Source organism: Enterobacter cloacae complex sp. 2021EL-01169 (assembly GCF_020733125.1).
Lineage (GTDB): Bacteria > Pseudomonadota > Gammaproteobacteria > Enterobacterales > Enterobacteriaceae > Enterobacter > Enterobacter roggenkampii.
In genome coordinates, this window is the sequence record NZ_JAJFTC010000002.1 from 433,853 (window position 1) to 448,500 (window position 14,648).

The following is a 14,648-nucleotide window of genomic DNA, read 5'->3' on the forward strand; positions in this document are numbered from 1 at the left end:
CTGATTCCTTCTTAAGCCTGATTACCCGCCGATGTAAGACAGGTTCTGAGTAATGCCGGTATTGCCCTGATGCAGGAAGTGGGTCTGTTTTTTATGCGTCAGCGCTTCAGAAATGCGCGCTTCAAGTGCCTCCTGCTGGGCATCGTCTGCCAGCAGATCGCGCAGGTCCACGCCGCCGTCCCCGAACAGGCAGAGATGGAGTTTGCCGACGGAAGAGACGCGCAGGCGGTTGCAGCTGGCGCAGAAGTCTTTCTCGTAAGGCATGATAAGCCCAATTTCGCCTTCGTAATCAGGATGGCAGAAGACCTGCGCCGGGCCGTCGCTGCGCTGGCGGATCTGGTGGATCCAGCCGCGTTTCAGCAGCGCGTCGCGCAGGACCATGCCGGAGATGTGATGACGACGGAACAGCTCGCTGCCCTCGCCGGTTTCCATCAGCTCAATAAAGCGCAGCTGAATGGGGCGGGATTTGATCCAGGCGAGGAAGGTGTCCAGCTGATGGTGGTTGACGTCGCGCATCAGCACCGTATTGACTTTGACCTTCTCGAACCCGGCGCTGAACGCCGCGTCGATGCCGTCCATCACCTGGCGGAATTTATCCTGGCCGGTAATGGCGTGAAACTGGCGGGCGTCGAGACTGTCCACGCTGACGTTAATGGCGGTTAAGCCCGCATCGCGCCAGGTGGCCACGTCGCGCGCCATGCGGTAACCGTTGGTGGTCACGGCAATCTGGCGAATGCGGTCGTTTTCACGCACGGCAGCAATGATGTCCGGGAAATCACGGCGCAGAGAGGGTTCACCGCCGGTCAGACGCACTTTTTCGGTGCCGAGCTCAGAGAAGGCGCGCGTGACGCGGCGCACTTCATCCACGGAGAGAAAGCCGTTATTGGTGACGCTGCCCGGTTTGTAGCCGTCGGGCAGGCAGTAGGTGCAACGGAAGTTGCACACATCGGTAATCGACAGACGTAAGTAATAAAACTTACGCGCGAAAGCATCAGTAAGTTGTGAAGCCATGTACACCTTTCCAGATACGGGAGGCACAGTCATTTCTTTCTGTACCCTGGTGGCAAATTCGCCACGGCCAGAGCGCCATATCTTTCGACACAGGCACAAGGGCTAGAGTGTATGTTTTCAGTGTTGAAAACGTGGTTAAGGCGATAGTAGCGCGGAAAGTCTGACAGCGCCATTATCGCTTTTCGCTATATAATTATGTATATAGCGAATCAATCCTGCATTTTCGCTACAGAATACCTAAAAACTGCACTTTCACATTGATATACGTCATTTTGCTTCGGGTGAGGCATCGTCTTTTAGGGGTAGTTAGGTTACTGTTACGCGATCGAACGTGAAAAGGAATACGTATGCGCAATCGCACTTTTGCGGATCTTGACCGAGTGGTCGCTCTTGGCGGAGGCCACGGCCTGGGCCGCGTTATGTCCTCTTTGTCGTCACTCGGCTCAAGGCTGACAGGGATAGTGACCACCACCGATAACGGCGGCTCAACCGGGCGGATCAGACGTGCCGAAGGCGGTATTGCCTGGGGCGATATGCGCAACTGCCTGAACCAGTTAATTACCGAGCCGAGCGTCGCATCGGCGATGTTTGAGTACCGTTTTGGCGGCAATGGCGAACTTTCCGGGCATAACCTCGGAAATCTGATGTTAAAGGCGCTGGATCACCTGAGCGTAAGGCCTCTCGAAGCCATCAATCTGATCCGTAACCTGCTCAAAGTGGACGCATTCCTGATCCCCATGTCTGAACAACCGGTCGATTTGATGGCCATCGACGCCGAAGGGCATGAAGTGTACGGCGAGGTGAATATTGACCAGCTTCTGCTGCCGCCCAAAGAGCTGATGACTTACCCGAGCGTGCCGGCGACGCGTGAAGCCGTAGAAGCAATTGGCGATGCGGATTTAATTCTGATCGGCCCGGGCAGCTTTTACACCAGCCTGATGCCGATCCTGCTGGTGAAAGAGCTGGCGCAGGCGCTGCGCCGCACCCCGGCGCCGATGGTCTATATCGGTAACCTGGGCCGTGAGCTGAGCCCGGCAGCGGCGAGCCTGTCGCTGGCGGACAAGCTGGACCTGATGGAGCAGTACGTCGGTAAGAAAATTATCGACGGTGTCGTGGTTGGGCCAAAAGTGGATGTGACAGGGATTGGCGATCGCGTGGTGGTGCAGGAGCCGCTGGAAGCCAGCGATATTAAATATCGTCACGACCGCCACCTGCTGCGCGAGGCGCTGGAGAAAGCGATTCAGGCGTTGGGTTAACAAAAACCCCGGTGGCGCTGCGCTTACCGGGGCGACAAAAGACGCTAAACCTGTAGGCCCGGTAAGCGCAGCGCCACCGGGCAAAAAACTCACGATGCCGCGATAAACAGATCCCGCAGCTGATGAAGCTGGTCGCGGATCTGCGCCGCCTCTTCGAACTCCAGGTTCTGCGCGTGCTGCATCATCTGCCCTTCCAGCTCGTGGATCTTCTGCTGCAGCGCCTTCGGCGTCAGCACGACGGTATCTTCTTCCACCATTGAACGCGCCTTGCCGCGGCCTTTCGCTTTGGTTTTGGCAATGTTCTGGCCCAGCGCCAGAATATCCACCACCTTCTTGTTCAGCCCCTGCGGGGTAATGCCGTGTTCTTCGTTGTAGCGCTGCTGTTTCTCGCGGCGGCGCTCCGTCTCACCGATCGCTTTCGCCATCGACGGGGTAATTTTGTCACCGTACAGAATCGCTTTACCGTTGACGTTACGCGCGGCGCGGCCAATGGTCTGAATCAGCGAACGCTCGGAACGCAGGAAGCCCTCTTTATCCGCGTCCAGAATCGCCACCAGCGAAACCTCCGGCATATCCAGACCTTCCCGCAGAAGGTTAATCCCTACCAGCACGTCAAACTCGCCCAGGCGCAGGTCGCGGATAATCTCCATGCGCTCCACGGTATCGATATCCGAGTGCAGATAACGCACCTTCTCGCCGTGCTCTTCGAGATACTCGGTCAGGTCTTCCGCCATACGCTTGGTGAGCGTGGTCACCAGCACGCGCTCGTTAATGGCGGAACGGGCGCGGATCTCAGAGAGCAGGTCGTCTACCTGCGTCGCCACCGGACGCACCTCGATAATCGGGTCCAGCAGCCCGGTCGGACGCACTACCTGGTCAACCACCTCATCGCCCGATTTTTCCAGCTCGTAGTTGCCCGGCGTGGCCGAGACGTAGATGGTTTGCGGCGCCAGCGCCTCAAACTCTTCGAACTTCATCGGGCGGTTATCCAGCGCTGACGGCAGGCGGAATCCGTACTCCACCAGCGTCTCTTTACGCGCTCGGTCGCCGCGGTACATCCCGCCGATCTGCGGGATCGTGACGTGGGATTCGTCGATCACCAGCAAACCGTCTGCTGGCAGGTAATCAAACAGCGTCGGCGGCGGCTCGCCCGGCCCGCGCCCGGAGAGGAAGCGGGAGTAGTTTTCGATGCCGGAGCAGTAGCCCAGCTCGTTCATCATCTCCAGGTCGAACTGGGTACGCTGGCTGAGGCGCTGCTCTTCCAGCAGCTTATTGTTCGCCAGCAGCACTTTGCGGCGCTCGGCCAGCTCCACTTTGATCTCTTCCATCGCCTGCACGATACGCTCGCGCGGCGTCACGTAGTGCGTTTTCGGGTAGATGGTGAAGCGCTGGATCACTGATTCAACGTGTCCGGTCAGCGGATCGAAGAGCGACAGGCGTTCGACCTCCTCGTCAAACAGCTCAACGCGCAGCGCCATATCGTCCGATTCCGCCGGGAAGATGTCGATCACTTCGCCGCGCACGCGGAACGTACCACGCTGGAAGGCCTGGTCGTTGCGGGTGTACTGCAGCTCCGCCAGACGACGCAAAATCGCGCGCTGGTCGATGATCATCCCCTGCGTCAGGTGCAGCATCATCTTGAGATAGAGATCCGGGTCGCCCAGGCCGTAAATCGCCGAAACAGAGGCCACCACAACCACATCGCGACGCTCCAGCAGCGCCTTAGTGGCCGACAGTCGCATCTGCTCAATGTGTTCGTTCACCGACGCATCTTTCTCGATGAAGGTGTCAGAGCTCGGCACATAGGCTTCTGGCTGGTAGTAATCGTAGTAGGAGACGAAATACTCAACGGCGTTTTCCGGGAAGAACTCTTTCATCTCGCCGTAAAGTTGCGCCGCCAGGGTTTTGTTGGGCGCCAGCACCATCGTAGGGCGCTGGAGATCCGCAATCACGTTGGCAATGGTAAAGGTTTTACCCGAGCCGGTAACCCCGAGCAGCGTCTGGTGCGCCAGCCCATCTTCCAGCCCCTCTTCCAGACGACGGATCGCTTCAGGCTGATCGCCAGACGGACGGAAAGCAGAATTCAATTTGAACGGTTTACTCATGGGCGACAACCTGATGACGTTATAAGCGGCAGGTGAATAATTTTACTCCTTGTTGCCAGGAATGCCAGCAAAAAACACTGGATGAAAAACCAGTAGCATGTCAGGATATTTAGAGTAGCGCCTGAATGATTAGCGCGATAGCGACCAAAATTTGGACAGTGGCAACATAAAACACCAGTCAGGTCAGGTTATCCCCAGAACTTTTTCTTTTTTAACATTTGTCAAGCCAGGTAATGATAGTTTTGTGGCAACCGGTGACACTTTCATGACGGGAATTGATTTTATCTAACCAATTAAAAAATAAACGATATTTTCTAAAGCCGCGTTTCGCGTCAATTTGGGCGTAAGCCGCGTCTTCTCTCGCTTATCGCGTGTTTTCTAACTCTAATGCACATGGTTATCCACAGGAATAGTGGATAACTGCTTCCAGCCCATACAGACTGGCGCTCTGCAAATTCCCGGATTTTCCCACGAGGCGGCAGCAAAAAATTTTTATAGCTCTTTTTTGCTGATTAACAGTCGCGTCATTCATAACCAACTGACGAGATCTTGCTCACATTTCCATCATTTCTGGCTCTGCACCACAACTCAACACCGTCGGCACCGTCGATGTGCAATCCCCCTTTTTATCCCTCGCGCTTCTGTGACTTATTCCTAAAAAAGACGCTTTTTTAATCACTTTCCGTTTTATGGCAGGGGTTTTGCAGTTTAACAACGAGCCACACCTACACACATTTTTAAGGAGAGAAAGATGTTGAGCCTGCGTGCAGTGAATCAGTTTTACGGAAGTCAACATACGCTATGGAATGTGGATTTAGATTTTCCGCAAGGGATGTGTACAGGCGTCGTTGGCCTGCCGGGGATGGGGAAAACCACCCTCATGAATTGCATCGCCGGGAAAGTGCCCGTCGAAAGCGGCAGCATCATCTGGTATGAGGCGGGCGCGCCGCCGCGCGATTTGCTCAATCCGCCGCCAGAACAGCGTTCCGGGCCGGGAATAGGCTATGTCTCGCAGGACAGGCGGATCTTCTCCCAGCTCACGATTGAGGAGAACCTGCATATCGCCATGCGGGCGACGGGGAAACCGAACCCGGAGGCGAAAAATGACGTTTACGACCTGTTCCCGGCGCTCTATGCCTTGCGACGAACCCGCGCCAACACGCTCTCTCCGGACGACCAGTATCAGCTGGCGCTGGCTAATGCGCTGGTGAACCGCCCTCACCTGCTGATCCTGGATGAACCGCTGCACGGCGCGGGGCACAGCGTTGCCCAGAAGCTGGTGCAGCTGCTGGGGCGCTTAAACCGGGAGTTAGGGATGACGGTGCTGTTAGCGGAGCAGCAGCTGTCGTTTATCCGCCGGGTGGCGGACCGTTTCTGTCTGCTCTATCGCGGGCGTAACGTGGCGCAGGGCCACGTTAACGAACTGGATGACGAGCTTATCGCTCACTGGATGTCGCGGGAAGCAAAACGCTGAGATCGAGATAACGTCCGATTTCGGCATTTTCCGCGCCGTCAGCCAGCCAGGGAATTTCCCCGAGGCACGGCGCGGGAAGGACGCGCCTGAGCGTCGCCAGATACGCCTGATGGCGTTTACCCGGCGCAACCACGTCGTTGGCTATCCAGCCCGCCAGACGCAGCCCGGCCTGCTGGACGGCCTGTGCGGTCAACATGGCGTGATTGATGCAGCCCAGCTTGACGCCGACGACAAGAATGACCGGAAGCTGCTCGGCCTGCACCCAGTCAGCAAACGTCTGCGTGTCTGAAAGCGGCGTAAACCAGCCGCCGGCCCCTTCCACCAGCACCCAGTCGGCCTGATTTTCCAGCGTCCGCAGTCCGGCAGACAGCACGGCAAAATCAATCGGACGACCTTCGTCAGCGCTGACAATGTGCGGCGAGGTCGGTTCGGCAAAGGTGTACGGATTCACTGCAGAATAGGCGAGTTCACGCGTGCTGTTACGCTGGAGCGCCAGCGCGTCGGTGTTGCGTAACCCTTCCGCCGTCATCTCGCTGCCGGACGCTACGGGCTTATACCCGGCGGTGTTTTTCCCGAGCAGCCGTGCCGCCTGCAGCAATGCCGTGCTGGCAACCGTTTTGCCCACTTCTGTGTCCGTGCCGGTGACAAAATAACGTTCAGTCACGTTCGATAACCCCATGAAAAAGTTGATAGGAGAGCGGGAAATGCCCCCGCTGCTGCGGCCAGGCCAGCTCAAGGCGCTGCAGCTGCCCCCGGGTAAGCGGTTTTTTCTCGCGTCCGGTATGCAGGTGCGTGGCGCCGATGCCCTTCAGCGAACGCATGGCGCTGAACGCATCGCTAAAATTGAGCGTGATGGTCTGCACCGTGCTGCGATAGCGCCAGCCTGCCAGCGCCTGCGTCACCTGCCCATGCGATAAAAACCGGTTAGCGTGCGGCTGTTCATCCACTGCTTTCCAGGCCTGATTCAGCTCCGGCAGCGAACTTTCCAGCAGGGTGGTAAAGGCCACCTTCCCGCCCGGCCGCGCCACGCGATAAAGCTCGCGCAGGGCCTGCGGCAGGCTGCTGCACCACTGAACCGCCAGATGGCTCCAGACCAGATCGAACTGCGCGTCCGCCAGCGGGATCGCCTCGATATCGGCCAGCAGATAACGATCTGCCGCCTGCCGCTGGCGTGCCTCCTCCAGCATCCGGGCTGAGAGATCGATAGCCGTCACCTGGCTTCCCGCCCCGCGCCAGTAGCGGCTGTTGCTGCCGGGACCACAGCCGGCGTCCAGTACTTGCGCAAACGAGGTTTCGCCAAGCGCGGCCAGAAGCCCCTGCGCGCTCAGACGCTGCAGCTCATCATGCTGCGAATAGCTCTGCGCGGCGCGGCCGAATGCCGCCGCGATGGCCTGCTTATTCACCGGCATCATGGAGCGCCTCCAGCAACGTCTCAATATCCTGTGCTTCATGCGCCGCCGTCAGGGTTAAGCGCAGCCGCGCCGTGCCCGGTGGGACGGTGGGCGGGCGGATGGCCGTGACCCACATGCCCCGCTGGCGCAGCGCCTGTGCCAGTGCCAGCGCGCGGGCATTTTCACCGACAATCACCGGCTGGATAGCGCTCTGCGAATCGGGACTGTGGAAAGGCAGCGCCGCGAGTCCCTGACGGAAGCGCGCAATATGCTCTGCCAGCCGCTGGCGACGCTCCTCCCCTTCTGCGCTGCGGATGACAGCCAGCGACGCCGACAGCGCCACGGCCTGCGCCGGGGGCATGCTGGTGCTGTAAATCAGGTGGCGGGCAAACTGCAGCAGATAGTCGGCGACGGGTTCGCTGCACAGCACGGCGGCACCGCTGACGCCAAAGCCTTTGCCGAAGGTGACAATCAGCAGTTCCGGCTTCACGTTTTGCTGGTATGCGCTCCCGCGCCCTTCATCGCCCATCACACCAGTGCCGTGGGCATCGTCCACCAGCAGCCAGGCGTTTTGCCGCTTTGCGGCCTCGTGCAGCGCGGCAAGCGGCGCGCTGTCGCCGTCCATGCTGAACACCCCTTCCGTGACCACCAGCTGTTGTCCGTCGCAGGGTTTATCCAGCAGCGCAGCAAGCTGCCCCGCATCGTTATGGACAAAACGCCGCAGCTGCGCCGGGCTTAAATTTGCCGCCTCCAGCAGGGAAGCGTGGCTCAGGCGGTCGGCGACAATGCGATCGTCCTTGCCCATCAGGGCCGTGATGACCGCCTGGTTGGCGGCAAAGCCGGAGATAAACAGCAGCGCGCGCGGGTAGCCCAGCCAGTCGGCAAGCGCCTCTTCCAGCGCCTGATGCGCCGTGGTGTATCCGCTGACGTGTCCCGATCCGCCGCTGCCCACGCCAAACCGCTCCGCGCCCTGCTGCCAGGCGCGGATAATGGCCGGATGCTGGCTCAGCCCGAGATAATCGTTGCTGGAGAAATTGCAGAACTGCTGGCCTTCACGGGTAAGAAAACGGCCCGCGCCGTTTTCCACCACCCTGCGAACGCGAAATGCCTCTGCCGCCCGACGGTCGTCGAGCGCAGAGTTGATACGTGCCTGCCAGGTCATACGGCTGCCGCGTTGTAGAACTGGTCGGTGTCGGCGTTAAAAATCTGCTGCTCCAGCTGCTGCTGTTGCTCGTTATCGCCCGTCAGCACCTCGGTCTGGTGCGGGTTCAGCCCCAGCTTGCGGAACAGCTGAACGTCTTTGTCCTCTTCCGGGTTCGGCGTGGTCAGCAGCTTGCAGCCGTAGAAGATGGAGTTGGCCCCGGCCATAAAGCACATCGCCTGAGTCTGCTCGTTCATCTGCTCGCGGCCCGCTGAGAGGCGAACGTAAGACGTTGGCATCATGATGCGCGCCACCGCGATGGTGCGGATAAAATCAAACGCATCCACGTCCTCGTTATCCGCCAGCGGCGTGCCCTTGACCTTCACCAGCATGTTGATCGGCACGCTTTCCGGCGGGGTCGGCAGGTTCGCCAGCTGCAGCAGCAGGCCCGCGCGGTCTTTCACCGTCTCGCCTAAGCCCACGATGCCGCCGGAGCAGACCTTGATCCCCGCGTCACGCACTTTATCCAGCGTATCCAGACGCTCCTGGTAGGTACGCGTGGTAATGATGTTGCCGTAAAATTCCGGCGAGGTGTCGAGGTTGTGGTTGTAGTAATCCAGCCCCGCCGCCGAGAGGCGCTGCGCCTGCTCCTCGTTGAGCGTGCCAAGCGTCATACAGGCTTCGAGGCCCATCTCCTTCACGCCCTTCACCATCTGCTCCAGGTACGGCATGTCGCGATCGTGCGGGTTCTTCCACGCCGCGCCCATGCAGAAGCGGGTTGAACCGGCGTTTTTGGCCTTGCGCGCGGAGTCGAGGACCTGCTCGACCTCCATCAGGCGCTCTGACTCCAGACCGGTTTTGTAGCGCGCGCTCTGCGGGCAGTATTTGCAGTCTTCGGGGCACGCGCCGGTCTTGATCGACAGCAGCGTGCTGACCTGAACATGGCGGGGATCGAAGTGCTGGCGATGCACCTGTTGGGCTTCGAACATCAGCTCAAGGAAAGGTTTGTTGAATAATTCAGTAACTTGCGACATCGTCCAGCGTGCGTGGTGAGCCATCGGGCTTCTCCAAAGGGTTTTGTTAATTTTCGGTTCGGTTTATACTCGTAAACCTAAAACTTTTCAAAATGGTTTACAAGTCGATTATGACCCAGGACGATCTCGCCTTCGACAAGCAGCATATCTGGCACCCTTACACCTCCACGACCCGCCCCCTTCCCGTCTATCCGGTGGTCTCTGCCCACGGCTGCGAGCTGCACCTCGCCAGCGGCGAGCGGCTGGTTGACGGGATGTCCTCCTGGTGGGCGGCCATTCACGGGTATAACCACCCGCGCCTGAACGCGGCGATGAAGGCGCAGATTGACCAGATGTCGCACGTGATGTTTGGCGGGATCACCCACCAGCCCGCGGTGGATTTATGCCGCCGTCTGGTGGCGATGACGCCTGACTCGCTGGAGTGCGTGTTCCTGGCGGATTCCGGCTCCGTGGCGGTGGAAGTGGCGATGAAAATGGCGCTGCAGTACTGGCACGCCAAAGGCGAAGCGCGCCAGCGTTTCCTCACCTTCCGCAACGGCTATCACGGGGATACCTTCGGGGCGATGTCGGTGTGCGATCCGGACAACTCCATGCACAGCCTGTGGAAGGGGTATCTGCCGGAAAACCTGTTCGCTCCTGCGCCGCAGAGCCGCTTCGACGGCGAGTGGAACGAGATGGACATGGTCGGCTTCGCCCGACTGATGGCGGCACATCGTCATGAGATTGCCGCCGTCATTCTTGAACCGATCGTGCAGGGCGCGGGCGGGATGCGGATGTACCACCCGGAATGGCTGAAGCGTATTCGCAGGATGTGCGACCGCGAGGGCATTCTGCTGATTGCCGATGAGATCGCCACCGGCTTTGGCCGCACCGGCAAGCTGTTTGCCTGCGAACATGCGGGTATTGCGCCGGATATTCTGTGCCTCGGTAAAGCGCTGACGGGCGGCACCATGACGCTCTCCGCCACGCTCACGACCCGCCAGGTGGCCGACACCATCAGCGACGGTGAAGCCGGCTGCTTTATGCACGGCCCGACGTTTATGGGTAACCCGCTGGCCTGCGCCGTGGCGAGTGAAAGCCTTGCGATTCTGGAGAGCGGCGAGTGGCAGACGCAGGTTGCGGCGATAGAAGCGCAGCTGAAAGCGGAGCTGAGCGCCGCCTCGGGCGCGAATTTCGTGGCGGACGTGCGCGTGCTGGGTGCCATCGGGGTGATTGAAACCACCCATCCGGTGAATATGGCGGCGCTGCAGCGCTTCTTCGTGGACCAGGGCGTGTGGGTCCGGCCTTTCGGCAAGCTTATCTATCTGATGCCGCCGTACAGCATCACGCCAGCGCAGCTTCGAAAATTAACCGACGCGGTTGTAACAGCCGTTAACATTCCCGCGCATTTCACGATTTAACCCAATGCATTACACTTGCTGAACGAGCGATCAACGAGGGTAAACCGTATGAAAATCATCAGTAAAGATCTGCGCGACGGCGAAAAGCTGCCGGAACGGCACGTTTTCAACGGCATGGGGTATCAGGGCGATAACATCTCCCCGCACCTGGCGTGGGACGAGGTTCCGGCAGGCACCAAAAGCTTTGTCGTGACCTGCTATGACCCGGATGCGCCAACCGGTTCCGGATGGTGGCACTGGATCGTGGCAAACCTGCCTGCCGACACGCGCGTGCTGCCGCAGGGTTCCGGTTCAGACCTGGTTGCCCTGCCTGAAGGTGCCATTCAGACGCGAACTGACTTTGGTAAAGCGGGCTACGGCGGCGCGGCGCCGCCAAAAGGGGAAACCCACCGCTATATCTTCACGGTGCACGCGCTGGACGTGGAGAGAATTGAGGTCGATGAAGGCGCGAGCGGCGCGATGGTCGGGTTTAACGTGCATTTCCATTCCCTGGGGAGCGCGTCGATTACGGCGATGTATTCGTAAAAAAAGCCGGGTGGCGTCTACGCCTTACCCGGCCTGGATTTCGCACTCGTAGGCCCGGTAAGCGCAGCGCCACCGGGCAAAAAATCACAGCACCGAAGGTAGCAGCCCCACCAGCCGCCCCTCTTCCAGAAGCTGCATCGCCTTATCAATATCCGGCGCAAAGAAGCGGTCGTCATCGTAATGCGATACATGCTCGCGCAGCACCTGGCGCGCCTGCTCCAGCAGCGGGCTGGATTTGAGCCCTTCACGCAGATCGATACCCTGACTTGCCGCCAGCCATTCCACCGCCAGCACGCCGCGGGTGTTGGAGGCCATCTCCCACAGACGACGCCCGGCAGCCGGTGCCATCGAAACGTGATCTTCCTGGTTTGCAGACGTTGGCAGGCTGTCCACGCTGTGCGGGTGCGACAGCGCCTTGTTCTCACTTGCCAGCGCGGCTGCGGTCACCTGGGCAATCATAAAGCCCGAGTTGACCCCGCCGTTACGCACCAGGAACGGTGGCAGCTGGGACATATGTTTATCCATCATCAGCGCGATGCGGCGCTCGGACAACGCGCCGACTTCGGCAATCGCCAGCGCGATATTATCCGCCGCCATTGCCACCGGCTCGGCGTGGAAATTACCGCCGGAGACCACCTCGTTTTCCTGGGCGAACACCAGCGGGTTATCGGACACCGCGTTGGCCTCCACCAGCAGCACCTCCGCCGCCTGGCGCAGCTGCGTCAGGCACGCGCCCATCACCTGCGGCTGGCAGCGCAGGGAATACGGATCCTGCACCTTCTCACAGTTGTGGTGTGACTCCGCGATCTCGCTGGTGTCGGTAAGCACGTGACGGTACATCGCGGCGGCATCAATCTGTCCCCGCTGACCGCGCACCTCGTGGATGCGGGCATCGAACGGGCGACGCGAGCCCAGCACCGCTTCGGTGGTCAGCGCACCGCACACCACCGCCGAGGCAAACAGATCTTCCGCTTCAAACAGGCCGCGCAGCGCGAAGGCGGTCGATGCCTGGGTACCGTTCAGCAACGCCAGCCCCTCTTTCGCCGCCAGCGTGATCGGCGTTAAGCCGGCTTTTTTCAGCGCCTCTTTCGCAGGCAGCCACTCGCCCTGCCAGCGCGCTTTGCCTTCACCCAGCAGCAGCAGCGACATGTGCGCCAGCGGCGCGAGATCGCCGGAGGCACCGACGGAGCCCTTCGCCGGGATCCACGGATAGACCTCCGCATTCACCAGCGCCATCAGCGCCTGGATGACGCTCAGGCGAATGCCCGAGAAACCGCGCGCCAGGCTGTTGATTTTGAGCACCATCATCAGACGGACAATCTCATCGTCCAGCGGCTGACCGACGCCCGCCGCGTGCGACAGCACCAGCGAACGCTGCAGGTTTTCCAGATCGTGCGTCGCGATGCGGGTCTGCGCCAGCAGCCCAAAGCCGGTATTAATCCCGTAAGCCGTGCGCCCTTCGGCAACGATGGCTTCAACGCAGGCCACGCTGTCGTTAATGGCGGCGTGGGCGCTTTCATCAAGCGACAGGGTGACCGGCTGACGCCAGACGTTACGCAGCTGCTTGAGCGTCAGTGAGCCGGGAGTGAGTGTTAACGCGTTCATTCATGCTTTCCTTGTGTGGCAGGGATCATCGGCAGGTTAAGTCCCTGCTCTTTGGCACAGTCAATGGCAATCTCGTAACCCGCATCCGCGTGACGCATCACGCCGGTGGCCGGGTCGTTGTGGAGCACGCGAGCGATACGCGCGGCGGCTTCATCGGTACCGTCGCAGACGATGACCATCCCGGAATGCTGGGAGAAGCCCATTCCCACGCCGCCGCCGTGGTGCAGCGACACCCAGGTCGCGCCGCTGGCGGTGTTGAGCAGGGCGTTCAGCAATGGCCAGTCGGAGACCGCGTCCGAGCCGTCGCGCATGGCTTCGGTTTCGCGGTTCGGGCTGGCGACGGAGCCGGAGTCCAGGTGGTCTCGGCCGATGACGATCGGCGCGGAAACTTCACCGCTGCGCACCATTTCGTTGAAGGCGAGGCCCAGTTTTTGACGCCACTCCAGCCCTACCCAGCAGATACGCGCCGGCAGGCCCTGGAAGTTAATGCGCTCGCGGGCCATGTCCAGCCAGTGGTGAAGATGCTCGTCATCCGCGACGATCTCCTTCACTTTGGCGTCGGTCTTGTAGATGTCCTCCGGGTCGCCGGACAGGGCAACCCAGCGGAACGGTCCGATGCCGCGGCAGAACAGCGGGCGGATATAGGCCGGGACGAAGCCGGGGAAGTCGAAGGCGTTACTCACGCCCATCTCTTTCGCCATCTGGCGAATGTTGTTGCCGTAGTCAAAGGTCGGAATGCCCATCTGGCTGAAGGCCAGCATCGCAGAGACGTGTTCCGCCATGGAGCGTTTCGCGGCAAGCACCGTGCCTTCCGGGTCGGTCTCCGCTTTTTGCTGATAGTCTTCCCACGACCAGCCTTTTGGCAGGTAGCCGTGCAGCGGATCGTGGGCGCTGGTCTGGTCGGTGACCAGATCCGGTCGCACGCCGCGGGCGACGAGTTCAGGAAGAATGTCCGCCGCGTTGCCGCACAGGGCAATCGACACCGCTTTGCCTTCGGACGTGTACTTTTTGATGCGCGCCAGCGCGTCATCGAGATTCTCGGCCTGTTCGTCGACGTAACGGGTACGCAGACGGAAATCAATGCGGCTCTGCTGGCACTCAATGTTCAGCGAGCACGCGCCGGCCAGCGTGGCGGCCAGCGGCTGCGCGCCGCCCATCCCGCCAAGACCGGCGGTCAATACCCAGCGGCCTTTCAGCGAGCCGTTGTAGTGCTGGCGACCGGCCTCCACGAAGGTTTCGTAGGTGCCCTGCACGATCCCCTGGCTGCCGATGTAGATCCAGCTCCCGGCGGTCATCTGGCCATACATCGCCAGCCCTTTCGCGTCGAGTTCGTTGAAGTGTTCCCAGGTGGCCCAGTGCGGCACGAGGTTAGAGTTGGCGATCAGCACGCGCGGGGCGTTTTTGTGGGTTTTAAACACGCCAACCGGCTTGCCGGACTGCACCAGCAGGGTTTCGTCGTGTTCGAGTTCGGTCAGTGCCTTAACAATGGCGTCATAGCATTCCCAGTTGCGCGCGGCGCGGCCTATGCCGCCGTAGACCACCAGCTCGTGGGGGTTTTCCGCCACCTCAGGATCAAGGTTGTTCATCAACATGCGCAGCGGGGCTTCGGTGAGCCAGCTTTTGGCGGTAAGGGTGGTGCCGCGCGCGGCGCGGACGTCCTGCTGGCGGTATTTACCTGACGACATTGTGTGCTCCTATACGGGACA

12 protein-coding genes and 1 riboswitch are annotated in these 14,648 nt (G+C 60.2%); of the genes, 4 read left to right on the plus strand and 8 right to left on the minus strand.

What is annotated here, in order from left to right:
• Positions 1-21 precede the first annotated feature (21 nt).
• A complete protein-coding gene (gene moaA, locus LLF79_RS08455) occupies positions 22-1,011 on the minus strand; it encodes a GTP 3',8-cyclase MoaA (protein ID WP_008501140.1) in 990 nt (329 codons plus the stop codon).
• A riboswitch (molybdenum cofactor riboswitch) is annotated at positions 999-1,133 on the minus strand. Its footprint overlaps the gene before it by 13 nt.
• A gap of 225 nt (positions 1,134-1,358) precedes the next feature.
• On the opposite strand from moaA, the gene yvcK reads away from it, so the two are divergent.
• Complete coding sequence (gene yvcK / locus LLF79_RS08460) at positions 1,359-2,267, plus strand: uridine diphosphate-N-acetylglucosamine-binding protein YvcK (protein WP_008501139.1); 909 nt, start codon at positions 1,359-1,361, stop codon at positions 2,265-2,267.
• Between the two features lie 89 nt (positions 2,268-2,356).
• On the opposite strand, the gene uvrB is transcribed toward yvcK, so the two are convergent.
• A complete protein-coding gene (gene uvrB, locus LLF79_RS08465; protein WP_045417458.1) occupies positions 2,357-4,372 on the minus strand; it encodes an excinuclease ABC subunit UvrB in 2,016 nt (671 codons plus the stop codon).
• 751 nt (positions 4,373-5,123) lie between these two features.
• Between uvrB and LLF79_RS08470 the strand changes: the two genes are divergently transcribed.
• Positions 5,124-5,846 carry an ABC transporter ATP-binding protein gene (locus tag LLF79_RS08470; RefSeq protein WP_008501137.1) on the plus strand — a complete coding sequence of 241 codons (723 nt, stop codon included), beginning with the start codon at positions 5,124-5,126 and terminating at the stop codon, positions 5,844-5,846.
• Here LLF79_RS08470 and bioD read toward each other — a convergent pair.
• From bioD to bioB, 4 genes are read right to left on the minus strand one after another with little or no spacing between them, the layout of a single operon-like run.
• Positions 5,809-6,510 (minus strand): dethiobiotin synthase, encoded by a 702-nt coding sequence (gene bioD / locus LLF79_RS08475; protein WP_021240995.1) that lies wholly within the window; start codon positions 6,508-6,510, stop codon positions 5,809-5,811. The genes LLF79_RS08470 and bioD overlap by 38 nt on opposite strands.
• Positions 6,503-7,258 carry a malonyl-ACP O-methyltransferase BioC gene (gene bioC, locus LLF79_RS08480; protein WP_059362973.1) on the minus strand — a complete coding sequence of 252 codons (756 nt, stop codon included), beginning with the start codon at positions 7,256-7,258 and terminating at the stop codon, positions 6,503-6,505. Before bioC ends, bioD begins: the two co-directional genes overlap by 8 nt.
• Entirely contained in the window at positions 7,242-8,399 is a 1,158-nt protein-coding gene (gene bioF / locus LLF79_RS08485; protein WP_059362971.1) for an 8-amino-7-oxononanoate synthase, read from the minus strand. The genes bioC and bioF overlap by 17 nt, the downstream gene beginning before the upstream one ends.
• Complete coding sequence (gene bioB, locus LLF79_RS08490) at positions 8,396-9,436, minus strand: biotin synthase BioB (RefSeq protein WP_008501133.1); 1,041 nt, start codon at positions 9,434-9,436, stop codon at positions 8,396-8,398. The genes bioF and bioB overlap by 4 nt, the downstream gene beginning before the upstream one ends.
• A gap of 86 nt (positions 9,437-9,522) precedes the next feature.
• On the opposite strand from bioB, the gene bioA reads away from it, so the two are divergent.
• Positions 9,523-10,812, plus strand: coding sequence for an adenosylmethionine--8-amino-7-oxononanoate transaminase (gene bioA / locus LLF79_RS08495; protein ID WP_375542343.1), 1,290 nt, complete (start codon positions 9,523-9,525; stop codon positions 10,810-10,812).
• Positions 10,813-10,860: 48 nt separating this feature from the next.
• Positions 10,861-11,337 (plus strand): kinase inhibitor, encoded by a 477-nt coding sequence (locus tag LLF79_RS08500; protein ID WP_021240999.1) that lies wholly within the window; start codon positions 10,861-10,863, stop codon positions 11,335-11,337.
• Positions 11,338-11,421: 84 nt separating this feature from the next.
• Here the strand turns inward: LLF79_RS08500 and hutH are convergent, their stop codons facing one another.
• Positions 11,422-12,942 carry a histidine ammonia-lyase gene (hutH, locus tag LLF79_RS08505; RefSeq protein WP_023343614.1) on the minus strand — a complete coding sequence of 507 codons (1,521 nt, stop codon included), beginning with the start codon at positions 12,940-12,942 and terminating at the stop codon, positions 11,422-11,424.
• Positions 12,939-14,627, minus strand: coding sequence for a urocanate hydratase (gene hutU, locus LLF79_RS08510; protein ID WP_045417464.1), 1,689 nt, complete (start codon positions 14,625-14,627; stop codon positions 12,939-12,941). The genes hutH and hutU overlap by 4 nt, the downstream gene beginning before the upstream one ends.
• Positions 14,628-14,648 lie beyond the last annotated feature (21 nt).

What these genes read in the sequence shown, in the direction of transcription:
- moaA (WP_008501140.1), bottom strand. Translation starts at nt 1,011, where the DNA reads ATGGCTTCACAACTTACTGATGCTTTCGCGCGTAAGTTTTATTACTTA.
- yvcK (WP_008501139.1), top strand. Translation starts at nt 1,359, where the DNA reads ATGCGCAATCGCACTTTTGCGGATCTTGACCGAGTGGTCGCTCTTGGC.
- uvrB (WP_045417458.1), bottom strand. Translation starts at nt 4,372, where the DNA reads ATGAGTAAACCGTTCAAATTGAATTCTGCTTTCCGTCCGTCTGGCGAT.
- LLF79_RS08470 (WP_008501137.1), top strand. Translation starts at nt 5,124, where the DNA reads ATGTTGAGCCTGCGTGCAGTGAATCAGTTTTACGGAAGTCAACATACG.
- bioC (WP_059362973.1), bottom strand. Translation starts at nt 7,258, where the DNA reads ATGATGCCGGTGAATAAGCAGGCCATCGCGGCGGCATTCGGCCGCGCC.
- bioF (WP_059362971.1), bottom strand. Translation starts at nt 8,399, where the DNA reads ATGACCTGGCAGGCACGTATCAACTCTGCGCTCGACGACCGTCGGGCG.
- bioB (WP_008501133.1), bottom strand. Translation starts at nt 9,436, where the DNA reads ATGGCTCACCACGCACGCTGGACGATGTCGCAAGTTACTGAATTATTC.
- bioA (WP_375542343.1), top strand. Translation starts at nt 9,523, where the DNA reads ATGACCCAGGACGATCTCGCCTTCGACAAGCAGCATATCTGGCACCCT.
- LLF79_RS08500 (WP_021240999.1), top strand. Translation starts at nt 10,861, where the DNA reads ATGAAAATCATCAGTAAAGATCTGCGCGACGGCGAAAAGCTGCCGGAA.
- hutH (WP_023343614.1), bottom strand. Translation starts at nt 12,942, where the DNA reads ATGAACGCGTTAACACTCACTCCCGGCTCACTGACGCTCAAGCAGCTG.
- hutU (WP_045417464.1), bottom strand. Translation starts at nt 14,627, where the DNA reads ATGTCGTCAGGTAAATACCGCCAGCAGGACGTCCGCGCCGCGCGCGGC.